We start from the raw sequence: 17,065 nt of genomic DNA on the forward strand, positions 1-17,065 counted from the left end.
AATTCAGCACTTACATTGTGCTTGTATCAATAACGAATCTGTACTTCACATCCGAAGCAAGTACGCGTTTATAAGCTTCGTCGATTTGATCAGCCGAGATCACTTCGATCTGAGGTGTGATGTCATGTTTCGCACAGAAGTCCATCATTTCCTGAGTCTCACGAATACCACCGATCATGGAGCCTGCAAATGATCGACGGTGACCGATGAGAGACATGACGTTAACTGCTAGTGGCTCACCAGGTGCACCTACGTTTACAAGTGTACCATCTAGCGTAAGCAATCCGAAATAAGCGTTAATGTCGATATTGGCACTTACCGTGTTAATGATCAGATCGAAGGAACCCGCAAGTTTCTCAAACGTTTCAGCTTCACTTGTGGCGTAATAATGGTTTGCACCAAACTGTAAACCATCTTCCCTTTTATTCAGGGATTGAGACAGCACTGTTACCTCGGCGCCCATGGCATGTGCGATTTTGACAGCCATATGACCGAGCCCGCCCATACCTACAATCGCTACTTTTTTGCCTGGAGCTGCTCCCCAATGATGGAGAGGCGAGTACGTCGTGATCCCTGCGCAGAGTAACGGCGCAGCGGCATCCAGCGCAATGTTATCCGGAATCCGGACAACGAAATTTTCCGTTACAACGATGTGAGTCGAATATCCACCTTGTGTGGGTTCACCGTATTTATCAACCCCAGCATACGTTTGAATATTGCCTTTAAGGCAGTACTGTTCTTCTCCGCGGCGGCAATTTTCGCATTCCCCACAGGAGTCAACCATACATCCGACGCCTACTCGGTCACCCACTTTATATTTTGAAACTTCAGGTCCTACTTCTGTGACAATTCCTGCAATTTCATGACCGGGAACCAGCGGATAATTCACAGGGCCCCACTCACCGTGAGCCGTATGAATGTCAGAGTGACAAATGCCGGCATATTTGATTTCAATCAGGACATCATGTGTGTCCAGATCCCGTCGTTTGATTTCAGCTGAGCGGAACGATTGATCCGGTCCGTCCACAGCACGTGCTTTAGCAGTTATCATAATAGAAACCTCCTAAGATGTTCATTTTCCAAGAGAATACACCCATTCAGGGGCAAGAATCACGATTGATACATTGGTCAATCATTCCTTCTCTTTCTCTCGCAAAATCATCTTAATCCCTCTAGTTAACTCTAGGTCAAATATCTTTTCCAATTTTTTTATAGAAATAGATAAAGATATTTCTAAGCCCCCATTATGTCTTTGCTGACTTTGACATCCTGTATATACCGTGATAAGATTCCCCACAGTAACTAGAGTTAACTCGAAGTCTATGCCGTTAGAAAGGAAGATCTGTATGACATACTCGATCAGCGAAGTTGCCAAGGAATTAAATCTCACCGTATATACATTGCGTTATTATGATAAAGAAGGGCTCATGCCTTTTGTCGAACGTACCCCGAGCGGAGTGCGCAAGTTTAAAGAATCGGACATTGATTTTCTGAAAATTATTCAGTGCCTGAAGCTCACTGGTATGCCGATTAAGGATATCAAGGATTTCATTGAATGGTGTTCCGAAGGTGACTCCACGCTGCAGGAGAGATACGACATGTTCATTGAACGTAAAGCCAGTGTGGAAGCACAAATGGAAGAATTGAGAAAGACCATGGAAGTCATTGAACACAAATGCGACTATTATAAAACCGCCATCGCTGCAGGAACGGAAGATATTCATAAAAAGAATAAGATGGGTCAATCGGTGACCAATTAAAGAAAAACACCAAAAACCTAGAATCCATTTGGGAGCTAGGTTTTTTGGTGTTTCTTACTGAAAGGTTACGGATTCAATTTGATTGTTCCAGCTTATCACGAATTGAATGGGATCACTGTTCTTTTCAGAGTCCGTCACCGTTCCGGACATATTAAAGGGTGTGGTATGATCACTCAAAGAACTACCTTGCTGAGAGATGTTCGTTCCGGAAACATCATATTTGAAATCGCTAATTTTTGTCTCATCCCCTATATAGACAATTCCGTATGAACCTGTGGATCGCTGCAGCGAAACATCCCAATGATCCGTCTTGCTGTGTTTAATATCATCTGCACCGCAAGCAAGCAACAAAAATAACATAAAAAGTACACAACCAAATAACGAACCTTTGAATGCTCTAATGTAAATCCCCCCTTCTATCTAACTATTACCCAAGAAGGATTATTACAAATTATTCTAAATATCAGGCATCAACTCCTTATACTCCGTAGGGCTGTATCCTGTATATTCCTTGAACACCTTAGAGAAATAATGCTGATCACTGAAGGATAGGAGGTCCGACAATTCCTTAAATTTCATATCAGGTTGCTGTTCCATCAGCCTGCAGGCTTCCTGAATTCTCAGCCGGGTATAATACTGAACAAACGTGGCTTGCGTTACGTTTTTGATCACCCTGCTCACATAAGATGGACTGACGTGAAACTTCAAAGCAATGTCGTTGATGGATAAATGGGAATATTTATTAAGCTTGATATACTCGTCCATCTGCTCGAATAGGAGCTCCTTGCTTTTTCGGACATGCGACTGCAGCATATCAAAACACTGCCCTGTCCATTCCTGTATTTCCTGGCAGAAGTCGGCATATGTCGGTGCTTCCAAGAGCTGTTTGGCCCGATGCTCCAGACCGAGCCTGATCCCCGATCCTTGTTCTTCGTACAAATGAGCGAATGTATCCACCAATAACCCAATGAAACGTTCCACCTCTCTCACATGCACATGCTCCCCCGCCCATCGTTCAAGCAGCTCGGAGAGCTTCAGAGCGAAGCGATCTTTCTGATAAGCCTGTATCATTTGCACAAATGTGAATTCCAAGGCGGAATCCAGACATCCTGATTCCAGCCTGGCCGTCGAAACCGGATTTCCGGTATCGAGTGCCAATCCTTGGTTTAACCGCTGCTGTGCAAGCAATATCGACGTTATTTGATGATAGACTTCAGGCAGATGTACCGAATCAGAGGACAGCAGCTGCCCTCCAATCATCGCATCCATATGATACGTAGCCAAATGCCGACGAAGTGATTCCAGACATTCATGCATGGAGGAATAAGCAGCAAGCGCTCCCTTGTTTACGAAAACGATATATTGATTCGGCGTTTGACTCTGTAACACACGACAAGGCTGCGGAGCAAAAAGAACCTCCACGGCGCCAAGAAGCGTCTGCAGTGTCCATTGTTCCTTCCCGGGTGTAAATGGCTGCTTGCGCAAAATGATCATCATCTGAGAAAAGAGCGATAAATCCTCTCCCTTTTGAACTTCAGCATAACACTGAGGGTCGACAATCTCTCGTAGGTCATTCTGATTTTTGGATTTCTGTTGATCAAGCTGGTCAATCACCCGTCTCATGACCTCTTCTAACGCTTCTTGCTCCACCGGTTTCAGCAAATAGTCGAACACCTGCAGGTTGAGCGCTTTTCGTGTATATTCGAAGTCGCTATAACCACTAATCAGAATCACTTTCAAGTCCGGATTTGCCTTCTTCGCCTGCTCAATCAACGATAACCCATCCATCTTCGGCATCCGAATATCGGTTAGCAGCAGATCAATGGGCTCAAGCTGAATTGCAGCCAGGGCATCCTCTCCATTCGTTGCTGTAGCCACCACTTGAATGGGTAGGGTAAGCGCATCCAAAAGCATTTTTATATTACGCAATATTGGTTTGCTATCCTCTACAATCATGATGTTATACATCACATGTCTCCCCTTTGCCTAGTAGAAGTCCTTTGTCAGCGAGCCGATGATTTGAATGGTGGCTCCTTTGTCGCCATGCGCGTGATTGTTGAAAATGTTGAAAAAAAGCCGATTGCTATACATGAGTTTAAGCCTGTTGATGCTATTGAGCATCCCCATATTACCAAGGGACGTTGGATGGTTGAGAAGATGGTTCTCTCCAGCAGCGGATTCCTGAACCTTTGCGAGGATCTCCTGCATTTTATCAAGTGGGAAGCCTTGTCCGTTATCTTTAATCTCCAGAGCCCATAGTCCGTTATATTGTTTCACCGTAATTTGAATGCGCCAAGGCGGAGCCGTATTGGAAAAGGCATGTTCAATGCAATTCTCTACAAAAGGTTGAATAACCAGCCTCGGAAGTCGTATTTCGCTTGCCAAAGCGTCGGCATGAATCTCCCACTCCAGATCTTCTTCATACTTCTGCTGTACAAGTGATAAATAGTGCCTGGTATGTTCCAGCTCATCTGCCAAAGTCACATGTGCGTAAGGCGAGGAGACAATATAACGCAGACTGTCCGAGAGATGTTTGCACATATCCGATACAACTTTGGTCTTTCCCTCCTGTGCTGCAATGCTGATGAGATACAGGACGTTGTGTATAAAATGAGGAGCAATCTGAGCTTGCAAAGCCGAATTGCGCGCCATGACTTCTTCATGTAATGCTGCCTTTTCCCGGTCTATGGATTGCTGCAACCGTTCCATCAAATCCTGAAAAGCTTCATTCAGCAGCAGCAAGTCATTGTTCTTCGGTCTCTCGTCGACCTTCAGATTCATGTTGCTGTAATTGATACGCCAGATCTGACTGCGAAGCTTGCGGATCGGAAGCAGTAAATTGCGTGTGGTCAAGAGGATGTATACAAAAGAAACCAGCATCAAGGCTGTAATCAGTAGGATCGACATGCTCTGTACCGAATGGATTGAGCCAAGTACCGACTGTTTGGGCGTAACGATATAAGTAATCCATCCCGTGCTGGGGGAAGTCGAATGTGAGACGTAATTATTCTGTTTGTCCACGTCCAACCCCTCGTCGGATAACGGTTTGGTCCATTTCGACAACGTGGTTCCTGATTCCGATCCGGTCATTTGATTACCTTGCTGGTTCAGAATATACACCTCGCCTGCAGCAATTCCGTCAGTGAGTTTTTGGATATAAGCCTGATCCATTTGGATACTCAGATAACCGTACACCTTCCCGTTCTGATCATTGATCGTGCGGACGAAGGATATCGTATCCTCTTGGCGCACCAGAATGAATCCGTTCCCTTCCCACTCTCGTTCATCGCCGCTGTTAGCCACCATATTGCTGAGCATCGCGGGAAGATCTCCACTTCCCAGGTAAGAGGTAAGCAGCACCCCTTCCTTGTCATAGATCGTCATGTCCTTCATATTCATGCTGGGTCCGATGGCCTGAAACATGATGTCTTTCAGCTTCCGGATCTGATTCAGCCTCTCATAATTACTGTGAGCCGTGGAACTCTTCTCCATCGTAGCAAAGATATCCTTGCTGGCCAAAATTCGCTGGGACAACTGGTTCTGCTGCTCGACATAGAGATCAACCTGCTCTCTAACCTTAGTCGCTGTCACAAGCATATCCTGCTCCGTTTTTTGTTTGAGCGGGCGGATAACGATAATGTTTACATAAACGATAAAACAGCCCAGCACGAACATTAGCAGGGCCAGAAATGTCAAGAATACCTTCGTTTGCAAACTGAATTGAGTCGCCCGATGTATTAGCTTTATCATCCTTCTCCATGTCCTCCTGTTCCCCCATCATGATGCGTCTCTCAATCATTTATGTCCTACTGTATCATGTGAACGTTTGAAATGATAGCGATTTCAAGTTCAGAATATTACACATGAACGTTCAAGCACAGACATGTACCGGGAACCGATAAAAATTTATAATCGATATTGTAAACGGATTCATTAAACGTTTTAGAGGGGGATTTGCATTGAAGACTCATAAAAGAAAAAAAGCAGCATCTATCGTTTTGGCCAGTTTATTATCCATATCATTAACCGCATGCGGATCTGGAGGAAGTGATTCCGGAACAGCTGCTGGCGGAGACAGCAAAGGTTCCAAGGTCACATTGGAACTCGCCATTTCCAAAAGCTCGCAGGACTCTGCCTTTATTCAGCAGGACATTCTGGATGAGTTTGAAAAACAGACGAATGTACGTGTGAATCTGCAGCTTATACCAGCAGAACAGACCACGACCGTACTGCAAACCAAGCTGGCTGTTGATGAAACCCCTGATATCATTCAATACAACCTGGCGAGCGCTGTGACGGACCTGAACCTGGAACGTAATTTTGAAATTCTGGATAACGAACCTTGGGCGAGCAGAATTGTGAACAAGGACGTCCTTTCTTCCGGCGGTCATCTCTACAGTTTCCATGTCAGCCAGGATACAGGCATGCAAGGGGTTGTTTACAACAAACAGATCTTTGAGGACCTTGGTTTGTCCATTCCGACAAACTATGAAGAGTTTTTGGCTATATGCGAAAAGATCAAGGCGAGCGGCATCACTCCCGTATTTATGCCTTACAAAGATGCCTGGGCAGCCAACATCTGGCCCGCTGCAGCTTTTGCCGACTTCGTAGCCAAGAATGATCCTACGTTCTTTGATGACCTGAACAGCAATAAGAAAAAATGGTCCGATGTTCCGGAGTTCAAAACCTTCCTGGAGCAACAGTACGAAGTGTACACCAAAGGCTACACCAACACAGACGTGCTTAGCGACAGCTACGATATGGCCGTGGGTAAATTCCTGAACAAGGAAGTCGCCATGATGTTTATGGGTGACTGGTTGATTGAAGGTGTGGCAGAGCAGGACCCTAGCATGGAACTCGGCGTGTTCCCTATTCCGTCTTCCCAGGATGCGAGTTTGGGCGCAAGTCCACTCGGCGGGCAGCTGTTCATTCCGAAGAAATCCAAACATCTGGAAGAAGCCAAACAGTTCCTCGACTTTATTGCTTCGAAGGAAGTTGCTCAGCAGATCGTTGATTCGAAAGGTTATGTATCCAATTTCAGTGACGTAACAACGCCTGAGCTGCCTGCCTATAAACAGGATATCGTAGACAATTACATTACGCCTAAGAAAACGGTGCTAACGACTGATGCGTATATGCTCGTTGACCGTAGTGAACTGTACAGATTGCTGCAGGATCAATTTGCAGGCGGACTGACACCGGAAGAAGTACTGAAGGCGTGGGACGAGAAGTTCAGCCAGCTGATGCAGGACAAAGGTGTGGCCGGTTTCTAAGAAGATAAAAAACCGGGCAGCATAGATTCTTGTTATCTATGCTGCCCGAGCTATAACGGAGCGTGAGACATGAAAAGGGCTAAAAATCTGTATTCGTACTACATGATCTATCCGGCATTGCTGATCTACTCCATCTTTTTCGTCATCCCTGCCATCGCAGGATTCTACTACTCATTTACGGATTGGCGGCTGGATCGACTGGAACTTCAGTTCATCGGCTGGGACAATTTCAAGAAGATCTTCTCTGACAAAACGCTGATCCTAGCACTGCAAAACACGGCGATCTTCGCGATTGTCACTGTCGTTGGCAAAAATGTCATCGGTCTATTGCTGGCCGTAGGACTGAACATGAGATTAAGAACCAAGAATCTGCTGCGTGCCATCTTCTACTCCCCTTCCATTCTGAGCATTCTCGTCATCAGTATTTTGTTTACACCGATGCTGCGAACCGAAGGCACGATTAACAATTTGCTCGAAGCTGTAGGCTTGCACTCATTAAGCCAGGCTTGGCTGACCAATCCGTCCATCGTCATCTGGACCATCGCCATCGTCTCCATTTGGCAAAGCGCCGGATTTCAAATGGCCATCTATCTGGCCGGGCTGCAATCCATTTCCCAGGAATATTACGAAGCGGCTACCATTGACGGGGCTAGCTCATGGAAAAGCTTCTTTAAAATCACACTGCCACTGCTGCTGCCAGCCATTAATATCAACCTGATGCTGACACTTATCGGTGGACTCAAAGTATTTTCGGAAGTCTACGTCATGACCGGCGGAGGTCCGGGTAATGCTTCTCAGGTTGTGGGTACCATTATTTTGCGCTCCTTCGGTGAAGGCAACTGGGGACTCGGTACCGCAGTCAACACACTGCTGTTCGTCGTTGTCACCATTATCGCCATTCCGCTGCTGATTTTCATGCGTCGTAAGGAGGTTACCGAATAACATGGGCTATACTCGCAAACTTGCCATCCGCAATTACATTGTGGAAGGATTTCTAATTCTGGCCTCCCTGATTGTTCTCCTGCCGCTCGTGATTCTGATCTTCGGTTCATTCAAAACAAGCGCCGAGGTACTCAGCTTCTCCCTTAGTTTACCTGATACATGGAAGTTCTCGAACTACGTGCGGGTCTTCGAAGAAGGCGGCCTATCTAGGGCTTTTCTCAACAGTATCTGGATTACTGGTGTATCCTCGGTAATCAATATCGTGGCATCTTCGGCAGCATCATTCATTCTTGCACGCAGAGAAACGAAAGTCTCCGGAGCGATCTATATGTATTTCTTCATGGGACTCATTGCTCCAATGTCGATCATTACAACGATTCGGGTTGTACAGGGCTTGGGCTTCTACGGAAGCATTACAAGCGTTATCCTGATCTATGCCGCTCTGAATACGGCATTCAGTGTATTCTTGTACAGTGGTTTTATCAAAACCATTCCAAGAGCGCTCGACGAAGTTGCGTTTCTGGAAGGGGCAAGCGTGTTCGGCGTTTTCTTCCGGATCGTCACGCCGCTCATTCTGCCTGTTAACGCGACGGTAGCCATCATGGTGTTCATGTCGGTATGGAATGACATCACGATTCCGGTTTACTTCCTGACAGATAGCTCCACGTGGACGATGCCGCTTTCGATCTACAATTTTTACGGCAAGTACAGCCGGGACTGGAATTTGATTTTTGCCAATCTTGTACTGACTTCGCTGCCTGTATTCATCCTGTATTTATTCGGTCAGAAATACATCGTAAGCGGCCTCACAGCTGGAGCTGTCAAAGGCTAAGCAGCTCTACAACCAGAGCTCACGATGTTTAATCAAACCCTAAGAAACCCACCTAACAAGGTGGGTTTTTGTCGTTTAACCTTTGTCTTCAACTTAATGGGAAGATACTATCCTGCACTAAGCTTCGCTCTTCTTTTTTACCCGCTTGGGCCTTGTCAATTCGTAACTGTGCTTAATCATTCCTTGCACATCCTCCACAGGCAGATTACCTTCCACATTAACCGTGTTCCAGTGTTCCTTGTTCATATGGTAACCGGGAATAACCTCCGGGAATGCGTTTCGCAGGAAATCTGAACGTTCCGGCTCACACTTCAGATTGACACTGACATGTCCGTTGTAGTTGTGCAATATGAGTGCAAATAATTTTTGGTTTCCTTGATGGCGTATCGCCGTCCATCCTTCTCCAAATGGATGATCTTCATATGAACTGGGATACGACAAGCAGTATTCCGTTAATTCTTCCAACGTCATGATCTGTTTTCCTCCATTTTCGTTCTCTTCGTTTACTCCATCCTCGCTGCAATGAATCAGTCCAAGTCGGACGACGCTCATTATAGAAATCCTTCCATCCCATTTTGTATGAACCGCTGGTTATATGCAAGGTTACATCATCGTGAATGACAAAAAAGAACCGGCTCTTCATGCCGATTCCTATGAATTGCTCATATGAAGTTATTGCTGTACTATACCTCTTGGGCAACTTGTGGTAATTTATCCGGTGCTTTGTGGTTCATGATTGGAATCATGGCCAATGCGCCAATGAGAAATAAAAACCCTGCTCCGCTATAGATGGTGCTCAGTGAAAAGGCATCTTTTAACGCACCTGCGAAGGACATAGAAATGACCATCATGCCTACGAACATCGGATTCAAAACGCCATTCACGCGGCCAACAATAGAAGCCTCCGACCATTTCAGAATCATGGTGCTGATCCCTATATGTATGCAAGGGAAGACCAGTCCATTCAGAAATTGAACGGTCAGCGTGACGGGAACACTTGTTGAATAACCCACGATGGCCGTACAGACCGCACCCGCTACCATTCCAATGGCCAGCAGTATTTGTGGTGGAACCTTCTTCGCAAATGTGGCTACTATTCCCCCACCAATTAGCATGGCTGCACCATTCACCATCAGAAGATATTGCAGGAATTCCTTGCTCCTGCCAAGCTGCTCTGTAACAATGAACAGGTTGAGCGCTTGAGCTACGCCAACGGAGAGACCAGCAAGTATAAACGCCAGCCCGAGCATCCGGAGCACCTGACTTTGCCAAACGTAACGAAACCCTTCCACGAATTCTTTTCGGAACTGCCCTTTAGCCCCAGCCGTTTGTGTCTGCATCTGATCCTCGGGCAGGCGAACAAGAACGAGTGCGGATAGCAGGAAAACGATGCCCATAACAGCGATGGATATTTCCAGGCCAAACGTGCTGTATACGAAGGTGCCAAGCATTGGGCCAAGCACCATAAAGATGGCCATCAGCGATTGGAATAGAGCCATGCCTTGCTGCAGCTGTTCTTCTGCAACATGATACTTAAACAATCGCATGCTTGAAGGTTGGGAGAACTGTGACAGAATTGCCGAAATAAATGCAACAAGGTAGACCGAATGCCATGAGCCGTAATGTATGGTCAGGAGAACTGCAAATACCGATACGGCAGATAATACATCACACCAAATCATCGTTCGTTTTGGCCGCCAGCGATCAGCAAAGGTACCTCCGATGAACGAAAACACAAAAATCGGGGCAAACTCGGCCACACTAATGAGTGAAATGGCGTATGGATCATTATTCGTTGTCTCTGCCACGTACAGTAAAATTGCAAAATTCCGAACCCATATGCCGATCTGTAGGAGAACGCTGGATAACAAGATTGTCTGAAGAAACCGATTGCGAAACAGGCTTGGTGCATTAGTGCCTTGGACTTGCCTATTCAATCCCCTCAACCTCCATTTGTCATAAAGATGTCCATACTTTAATGATCTGACGTCTCCTTTCAAATCATAATTATACGGACATCATCTTCCCACGCCTCCGACTAAAGACTGATTTTTCCAATTCGAACAAATTTCATGTATTTAACAATGAAGTCCAACTCAGCCCTTCGGACCATGTGAACGCAGCTGCTCATCCAGCCACATCAGAGCAGATTGCAGCCTATCTTCCGGTATGGTTTCATATCGGTCTCCCAGAGAAAGTTCAAATGAACAATGCCCGGTCTCGCTGTTTTCGTTTAGATACGAAGTTAACCCTATTCCAAACTGCTCGGTCATTCTGCTGAGAATGGGTTCAGCTTCAGCTGGGGTTCGTTCGATGTACACATGAAACATATTCGACACGGGTACTTCGGGCAGCGTGCGTACTCCATGACATTGATTCAGCAAAGAAGCGAGCTGCTTCGCTTGTTCATAATAAATTCCCATTTTATTGATGCGTTGATCATAATAATATTGGGCACTTAGAATATATGGATACAGACCGATCAGATCCCCGCCAAACCGGCGTTTCCAAACTCGGGACTCCTTTATCATATCCGTATCACCAGCCAGTATGGCTCCTGCAATACCGCCGATGCCTTTATAAAAAGATACATACACACTATCAAACAAGCTGCAGATCTCAGCTGCCGACTTCTGATAGTAAGGTGTGATCTCAAACAGTCTCGCTCCATCCAAATGCAGCCTGATTCCCCGTTCACGGCAATAAGCCGAGATGGCTTCGAGTTCTTCATATGCAGGCAGCTGGCCGCCAATCTCCCGCTGGGGCAATTCAAGCAATAGACAGGCTATGTCGCCTTCGATAGCTTGTACATCTTCCAATCGTATCAATCGGTCCTTGTCACCGAGCAGAACCGCTTCTATCTGATGAAGCTCCTTCAATGCATTCTCTTCATGAATTTCAATGTGACACAGGGGATGATAAGCTACACGCTTCAGTCCCTTGTGATCACAGTAAATCCGCAGCGCTATCTGCTGTGACATGGTACCACTTGGGAAAAAGATGGCTGCCTCCTTGCCCAGTACTTCAGCCATCTGCTGCTGGAAATGTTCAATGGTTTCTCCGCTCCCGTAATGATCGCTGTACATCTCACCGTCAATGTGCTGAAATGCTTCCTGGAGAACCTTGATTTTGCGACTGCCATGACCGCCAACGATATACTCAGCCTCCATGAACGCTTCCATTAATGACTCCGGTGTATCGCTCAAACCATATCCTGCAGTCTCTTCAGCAGATGTCTCTTCGATATCACCTTTAGTTTCATTACCCGTATGTTGCCCCATCTGGCTCACACCTTTCTATTTAAACTTTACATAACCATTGTCATTCGCGAAAAGCCGTTATCTCGTGCTTTGCTTTTACTTCCGCCAAAAAGTCGAGCAGTCTGCCTTGTCTGTAATATTAAAAGCAATAATTCTCTCCAGCAGAGAGAAATCCACGGGTTGACTCCATTTGATTCGAATCAATTCCTTCGTATGATTATAGCCAGCCTCCACAATCTCATCTGAAAACTGAAGAATGCCTGCCTTCTCGGGAGCAATCGCCATATGCTGTTTGGCAACGCTGAATCCGATAATGAAGGTCTCATGATCCGTAAACATTGGCTGATTCCAAGCAATCTTGGCCTTAAGGTTAGGAAATTTCGAAGCCACCCAATTTAGCACATCTTCTGCTCGAGCACGCTGTTCCAGGTTATCCATCCGTGCTAGAAAATCTTCAAATTCTTTCAAGTAAATTCCTCCTATGTAGAAAATAGTTTAGTTCGTTTGTTTATTTGGTAACTTACTCTTTTCATCAAGTATACACGTTCGTTTCAAGTCTCCAAACAAAAATCCGTTTGATTCATGCTGTATCTCTCTGGAGCAGATTAAAGTTCTTGCCGCTAAGCGGACAACTCCTCCCGATGAGCAACATATCATATGGCAAATTGATAGATTGGAGGAAAGGGCTGTAGTTCGTACACTTATCGCCCGTACGTCACTGGGGTTAGCAGGCATTCCCCCGCTCAACGTATCGCTTGGTACAAATACACCTACCCTGCTAGGGATTGTTGGACTCAATATTTTTAATCCGGGGCCGATCATTTGAACGCAATTTAATGCGACCTATCGGATCTCGTTGTCCAATGTGTCTTCCTTGCCTTCTTCTATTCGTTTTGAAATTATTCAGAGGGGCATCCTATACGGGCCAACCGATCTATGTGCTTTCTCAGCCTGTGTTTCCTAACGACAGTACGATTCTGGCGAGCTTCGAAGGTTCGGATTATAATGTGCCTGCACCAGCCAATGAGCAGCTCATCTACTCCTGCTTTGCAACGTTCGTACCTGAATCCGCATCAGAACAAGCCACCCGTCTTGGACCGGTATGCTTCAACGCGGTTGCTTACAGCGACGATTAACTCTACGTTTCGATTACTCCTTAGCTTCGAAGAAAGGAGGAACTTCAAATGGTTAAGACATTAGATGCAAGAACTTCTCAAGGATCTAAAGGTCAGGGCGTTCTCACTCCCAGTTTCACAAACGGTGTTCCGTTATTGTTCGCCCAGGTTGGGCTGCAAGTAAGTAATCCGGGACCAATCATCCGCACACTTTTTTCAGGTATCGTAACGGTAACCGCCAATCAGTTATTTAACAATGGTTCTCTTGCCATTGAGGTATATCGTGGTCTGGGAGCTTCGCAGCAGCTGGTGTACCGTGCAGAAAGGACTGTCCTCGGCAACCCTTTCTTCAGTCCGTGTGTGCTTAGTTTTACGGGCTCTGATTATAATGTCGCTCCCCCGGCAAATGGCCAGCTCGTCTACTCCGCCTATGCCACATTCTCATATGGTCCGGATACCGGCGTAAGTAATGTCCGGCTCGGACCCGAAAGTTTTAACGCAACTGTGTATTCCGATGACTAAGTTGATGGTTAGGACAAAATAACGCTATCATGTCTTGCACTTTCAGACTAATAATAAGGATGCTCGACCAATCCAGTACTCTCCGATGGCTAGAGCTGGATGGATCAGGCATCCTTATCCTTGTTTCATATTCAATTCTGCTTGTTAATGACAATGGAAAGATTATAGTTCGCATGTTTGTTTAAACGAACAAGGAATTGATCTAACACTTCATTCGATGGAAATCTGGTCTCCAGAATGTAGCATCCGTTTCCACTCACTTTATAGTTATTGATTACAAAATCTTTTTCGTTTTTAACAAAAGACAAGAATGACTGATGGTGAGGATTCGTCAGTTTGATGGTGATAAACGCATGGATTAAACAGTTTAATTTGACTTGGTTTACTTGGACGGTGTATTTTTCAATAATTCCGTTTTCCTCGAGTTTCAACACTCTCGAAGCAGCTGCTTGTCCAGTGAGATGAACCTTCTCCCCCAGCTTTTTCATCGTTATTCGACTGTTCTCGGACAGCTCTTTAATAATTAATTCATCTATGTGATCAAGCACTCGTTATCCTACCCCTTTTAATTTTAGTATCAACACCAATGAAAACCCAAATCATGAGATAAGTAAAGCTTACTCTATTCTACATACAAACCCATCAAGAAAAGAAATACTTTCATTATTCAAGCAAATGAGAAGAAAGACTTGATTCTATGCATGTACGCAGACATGCTGAGCGTGTAAGCTATTTATATATTCATGATCAAAGGAGAATTACAATGAAAATAACTCAAATCCGAAATGCTACGATTATCGTTGAATATGCAGGACAACACTTTTTAATTGATCCATTCCTGGCCGACAAGGGCGTGTATCCTCCATTCCCAAATTCTGCGAGGCAGGATCAGATGAATCCACTGGTCGACCTTCCGACATCTGTTGAAAATATAATCCGAGGTATCGACGCGGTGATCGTTACTCATCTTCATTTGGACCACTTTGATGATAAGGCAAAAGAAACACTGCCCAAAGACATCAAAATGTTTGTACAGAACGAAGCTGATGCGTCTGAAGTTAAAAATGCTGGCTTTAACAACGTAGAGATTCTTCATGAAGATTCAGTATTTCATGGAATTCAACTGTTTAAAACAAAAGGGGAGCATGGGAGAGGAGAAGTCTTGAAGCTTGCTGGCGAAGTATGTGGTGTAGTCTTTAAACACACTAGTGAGCAGACGTTATATGTAGCAGGGGACACCGTTTGGGTCGAATCTGTTCAAGAAGTGATCCACACTCACAAACCTGAAGTTCTTGTTGTTAATGGAGGAGATAATCAGTTTCTGGAGGGTGGTTCCTTGGTTATGGGCATACACGATATCTATAAAGTATACCAAGCTGCACCAGAAGCGAAAATCATTGTAGTCCACATGGAAGCAGTTAACCATTGGGGTCTCTCCAGAGAAGACTTAAGAAGCTTTTTGAAAGATAAAGGGATCACCAGTAACATTGCTGTTCCTGAGGATGGAGAATCCTACGTATTATAATTCAGCTATAAAAAAGGAACACTCCTCCGTCACTTCGTGACGGTCAGGAGTGTTCTTCTGCTGCTTACTTCACAGAAAGCAAGCTGTCTGTAATAAATTTAAGTTGTCCTTCCAAAGTGATCGGATCGTTATATGTGTCCGACGTGTTATCCAGCTGGAAGACATGTCCTTCTTTAACAGCAGGAAGATTCTCCCACAATGTATTGCTGTATACGACTTCGGAATCACTTGTATCTCCCGACCAAGGGCTGGTAAAGATGATGTCACCTGCATATTCCGGCAGGACTTCCATGGAGATCGAAGCAAAGCCTGTTCCGCTGTCAATCGCTTCTGCCTGAGCCTTGGTCGGGGCTTTCAAGCCAAATTCACCATAGAGGATTTCACCGCCACGACCATAGTTATGGCCGAATACGTACAATCCCTTCGCGTATGGATTCAGAATGGAGACAGTGCGGTCACCGACTGCGGCTTCTACTTTGGGTTTCCATTCGCTAATCTGCGCTTCCCAGTTTGTAACCCAGGCTTCCGCTGCATCTTCCCTATTCGTTAGCTTGCCTAATTCAATCATAAGATCTTTATAGTTGAGTTTGCCATATTGGATCTGCACTACAGGGGCAATTTGAGACAATTGATCAAGACCTTCTGTGCCCGTATAAGCAATGATCAGATCCGGTTTGAGGCTTACCAGCTGTTCCGCTGTAGGCTGCTCACCCAGATCGGTCGTTCCTTCGCTTATCAATTGATCCTTAATATATTTATTGCCCATTGCTCCAGACAGAGCTCCTACCACGGGAACATCCAGTGCTACAAAGTATCCTGTCGTAAACGCCGTCAAATCAATGACACGCTGTGGCGTTTTGGGTACCTCAACTTCTCCCGCATCCGATTGGTATGTAACTGTCTCCCCTTCGTCAGTTGTCGCTGGTTCAGCTGCTGATGTTGAGTCAGTTGTCTTCTCTGCCGTGTTTGCACTTGCATCCGTTGCTGTACTCGTCGTCTCGGTCTGACCGCATGCACTTAGTACCAGCAGCACGGTTAATGCCAGTATAAGCAAGATCGAATTAGATCGTCTCAACAATGTAAACCCACCTTTTTTTAATTGATATTGATAATCGTTATCACTTTATCATGATGCAGTCTATTTGACAAGCTAATTCTAGTTTTCTTTGTAAAATGTAGTTATATTGCATGTTTCACCCCTCATACATACATCCATTCCAGGATCAAAAAAAGCCGCCATTGGCGACTTTCAAGACAGATTGTTTAGTCTTCGTAAAACTTTATAGTCTCGCAACCTTCTCCAGTATTAGCTCTCTTTCAAGGTAACAAGATCAACTACCATCCAATTATTATCCCTATATTGCAACGTTATTTTTACAGAGATGGAACCCTCATTTGAACGATATTTACTTACCACAAGTGTGCCCTCGTTCTTCTCGTCCGCCAGCTCAACCTTTTCGAAATGCAGTAAAATTCCTCGGAGATTGCTTTCATTACCTTCATTCAAACCTTGCTTAAGCAATTGTTCATACGTTAGGTTATAAACGTCCACCTTATATTTCGTTCGTAAGAACTCCATTATATGTTGTCCATCCGAATCACTTAATGCGGGAGTCTGATCATAGTCTATTGATATATACTCCATCGATCTATTGAGAGCTGAATCTGTCAGTATGACCTCTTCCAATGCTGTAATATATAGTCCGCTTAGACTGTTATCAGCCTCTACATTCTTAGATGCGCTCGAACAAGATGTGGTCAAACTAACCAGTGACAGAACATAAATGAAGTACAATAACTTCCTGGGGATGACCCTCACCTCCTATGGATTCCTAA

Annotated in this window: 18 protein-coding genes; 7 read left to right on the plus strand and 11 right to left on the minus strand. The window is 45.1% G+C overall.

Features of this window, described 5'->3' with window-relative positions; all coding sequences use genetic code 11:
- Positions 1-10: 10 nt before the first annotated feature.
- The gene (locus CHH60_RS04535; RefSeq protein WP_095358124.1) at positions 11-1,051 is read right to left on the minus strand and encodes an NAD(P)-dependent alcohol dehydrogenase; all 1,041 of its coding nucleotides are present in this window, start codon (positions 1,049-1,051) and stop codon (positions 11-13) included.
- Between the two features lie 295 nt (positions 1,052-1,346).
- On the opposite strand from CHH60_RS04535, the gene CHH60_RS04545 reads away from it, so the two are divergent.
- Entirely contained in the window at positions 1,347-1,760 is a 414-nt protein-coding gene (locus CHH60_RS04545; protein WP_095358126.1) for a MerR family transcriptional regulator, read from the plus strand.
- 54 nt (positions 1,761-1,814) lie between these two features.
- On the opposite strand, the gene CHH60_RS04550 is transcribed toward CHH60_RS04545, so the two are convergent.
- The 3 genes from CHH60_RS04550 to CHH60_RS04560 all read right to left on the minus strand — a co-directional run bounded on the left by CHH60_RS04550 (position 1,815) and on the right by CHH60_RS04560 (position 5,510).
- Positions 1,815-2,120 carry a hypothetical protein gene (locus CHH60_RS04550; RefSeq protein ID WP_095358127.1) on the minus strand — a complete coding sequence of 102 codons (306 nt, stop codon included), beginning with the start codon at positions 2,118-2,120 and terminating at the stop codon, positions 1,815-1,817.
- A gap of 96 nt (positions 2,121-2,216) precedes the next feature.
- Positions 2,217-3,728 (minus strand): response regulator, encoded by a 1,512-nt coding sequence (locus tag CHH60_RS04555; RefSeq protein ID WP_095358128.1) that lies wholly within the window; start codon positions 3,726-3,728, stop codon positions 2,217-2,219.
- Positions 3,729-3,746: 18 nt separating this feature from the next.
- Positions 3,747-5,510 (minus strand): cache domain-containing sensor histidine kinase, encoded by a 1,764-nt coding sequence (locus tag CHH60_RS04560; protein ID WP_095358129.1) that lies wholly within the window; start codon positions 5,508-5,510, stop codon positions 3,747-3,749.
- Positions 5,511-5,719: 209 nt separating this feature from the next.
- Between CHH60_RS04560 and CHH60_RS04565 the strand changes: the two genes are divergently transcribed.
- From CHH60_RS04565 to CHH60_RS04575, 3 genes are all read left to right on the plus strand, one after another.
- Positions 5,720-7,033 (plus strand): ABC transporter substrate-binding protein, encoded by a 1,314-nt coding sequence (locus CHH60_RS04565; protein ID WP_095358130.1) that lies wholly within the window; start codon positions 5,720-5,722, stop codon positions 7,031-7,033.
- Between the two features lie 69 nt (positions 7,034-7,102).
- Positions 7,103-7,975: a carbohydrate ABC transporter permease gene (locus CHH60_RS04570; RefSeq protein ID WP_095287215.1), complete on the plus strand. Its 873-nt coding sequence runs from the start codon at positions 7,103-7,105 to the stop codon at positions 7,973-7,975.
- Between the two features lies 1 nt (position 7,976).
- A complete protein-coding gene (locus CHH60_RS04575) occupies positions 7,977-8,807 on the plus strand; it encodes a carbohydrate ABC transporter permease (RefSeq protein WP_095358131.1) in 831 nt (276 codons plus the stop codon).
- A gap of 117 nt (positions 8,808-8,924) precedes the next feature.
- Here CHH60_RS04575 and CHH60_RS04580 read toward each other — a convergent pair whose 3' ends face one another.
- The 4 genes from CHH60_RS04580 to CHH60_RS04595 all read right to left on the minus strand — a co-directional run bounded on the left by CHH60_RS04580 (position 8,925) and on the right by CHH60_RS04595 (position 12,535).
- Entirely contained in the window at positions 8,925-9,278 is a 354-nt protein-coding gene (locus CHH60_RS04580; protein ID WP_095358645.1) for an MmcQ/YjbR family DNA-binding protein, read from the minus strand.
- Positions 9,279-9,490: 212 nt separating this feature from the next.
- Positions 9,491-10,744 carry an MFS transporter gene (locus CHH60_RS04585; protein ID WP_095358132.1) on the minus strand — a complete coding sequence of 418 codons (1,254 nt, stop codon included), beginning with the start codon at positions 10,742-10,744 and terminating at the stop codon, positions 9,491-9,493.
- 159 nt (positions 10,745-10,903) lie between these two features.
- A complete protein-coding gene (locus CHH60_RS04590) occupies positions 10,904-12,013 on the minus strand; it encodes a threonine aldolase family protein (protein WP_176476005.1) in 1,110 nt (369 codons plus the stop codon).
- 150 nt (positions 12,014-12,163) lie between these two features.
- Positions 12,164-12,535 carry an iron chaperone gene (locus tag CHH60_RS04595; RefSeq protein ID WP_095358134.1) on the minus strand — a complete coding sequence of 124 codons (372 nt, stop codon included), beginning with the start codon at positions 12,533-12,535 and terminating at the stop codon, positions 12,164-12,166.
- Positions 12,536-12,960: 425 nt separating this feature from the next.
- Here CHH60_RS04595 and CHH60_RS04600 point away from each other — a divergent pair, with 425 nt between their 5' ends.
- Entirely contained in the window at positions 12,961-13,203 is a 243-nt protein-coding gene (locus CHH60_RS04600; RefSeq protein ID WP_176475979.1) for a hypothetical protein, read from the plus strand.
- A gap of 48 nt (positions 13,204-13,251) precedes the next feature.
- The gene (locus tag CHH60_RS04605; RefSeq protein WP_095358136.1) at positions 13,252-13,704 is read left to right on the plus strand and encodes a hypothetical protein; all 453 of its coding nucleotides are present in this window, start codon (positions 13,252-13,254) and stop codon (positions 13,702-13,704) included.
- 131 nt (positions 13,705-13,835) lie between these two features.
- On the opposite strand, the gene CHH60_RS04610 is transcribed toward CHH60_RS04605, so the two are convergent.
- On the minus strand, positions 13,836-14,252 hold the full coding sequence (locus CHH60_RS04610; RefSeq protein ID WP_095358137.1) for an Lrp/AsnC family transcriptional regulator: 417 nt from the start codon (positions 14,250-14,252) through the stop codon (positions 13,836-13,838).
- Positions 14,253-14,467: 215 nt separating this feature from the next.
- Between CHH60_RS04610 and CHH60_RS04615 the strand changes: the two genes are divergently transcribed.
- The gene (locus tag CHH60_RS04615) at positions 14,468-15,229 is read left to right on the plus strand and encodes an MBL fold metallo-hydrolase (protein ID WP_095358138.1); all 762 of its coding nucleotides are present in this window, start codon (positions 14,468-14,470) and stop codon (positions 15,227-15,229) included.
- Between the two features lie 64 nt (positions 15,230-15,293).
- Here the strand turns inward: CHH60_RS04615 and CHH60_RS04620 are convergent, their stop codons facing one another.
- Together CHH60_RS04620 and CHH60_RS29690 are read right to left on the minus strand one after the other, a co-directional pair.
- On the minus strand, positions 15,294-16,307 hold the full coding sequence (locus CHH60_RS04620) for an ABC transporter substrate-binding protein (RefSeq protein ID WP_095358139.1): 1,014 nt from the start codon (positions 16,305-16,307) through the stop codon (positions 15,294-15,296).
- 228 nt (positions 16,308-16,535) lie between these two features.
- Positions 16,536-16,808 (minus strand): hypothetical protein, encoded by a 273-nt coding sequence (locus CHH60_RS29690; protein WP_176475980.1) that lies wholly within the window; start codon positions 16,806-16,808, stop codon positions 16,536-16,538.
- Positions 16,809-17,065 lie beyond the last annotated feature (257 nt).

Origin of the sequence: Paenibacillus sp. 7523-1, assembly GCF_002276415.1 — a bacterium.
In the GTDB taxonomy this organism is placed as follows: domain Bacteria; phylum Bacillota; class Bacilli; order Paenibacillales; family Paenibacillaceae; genus Paenibacillus; species Paenibacillus illinoisensis_A.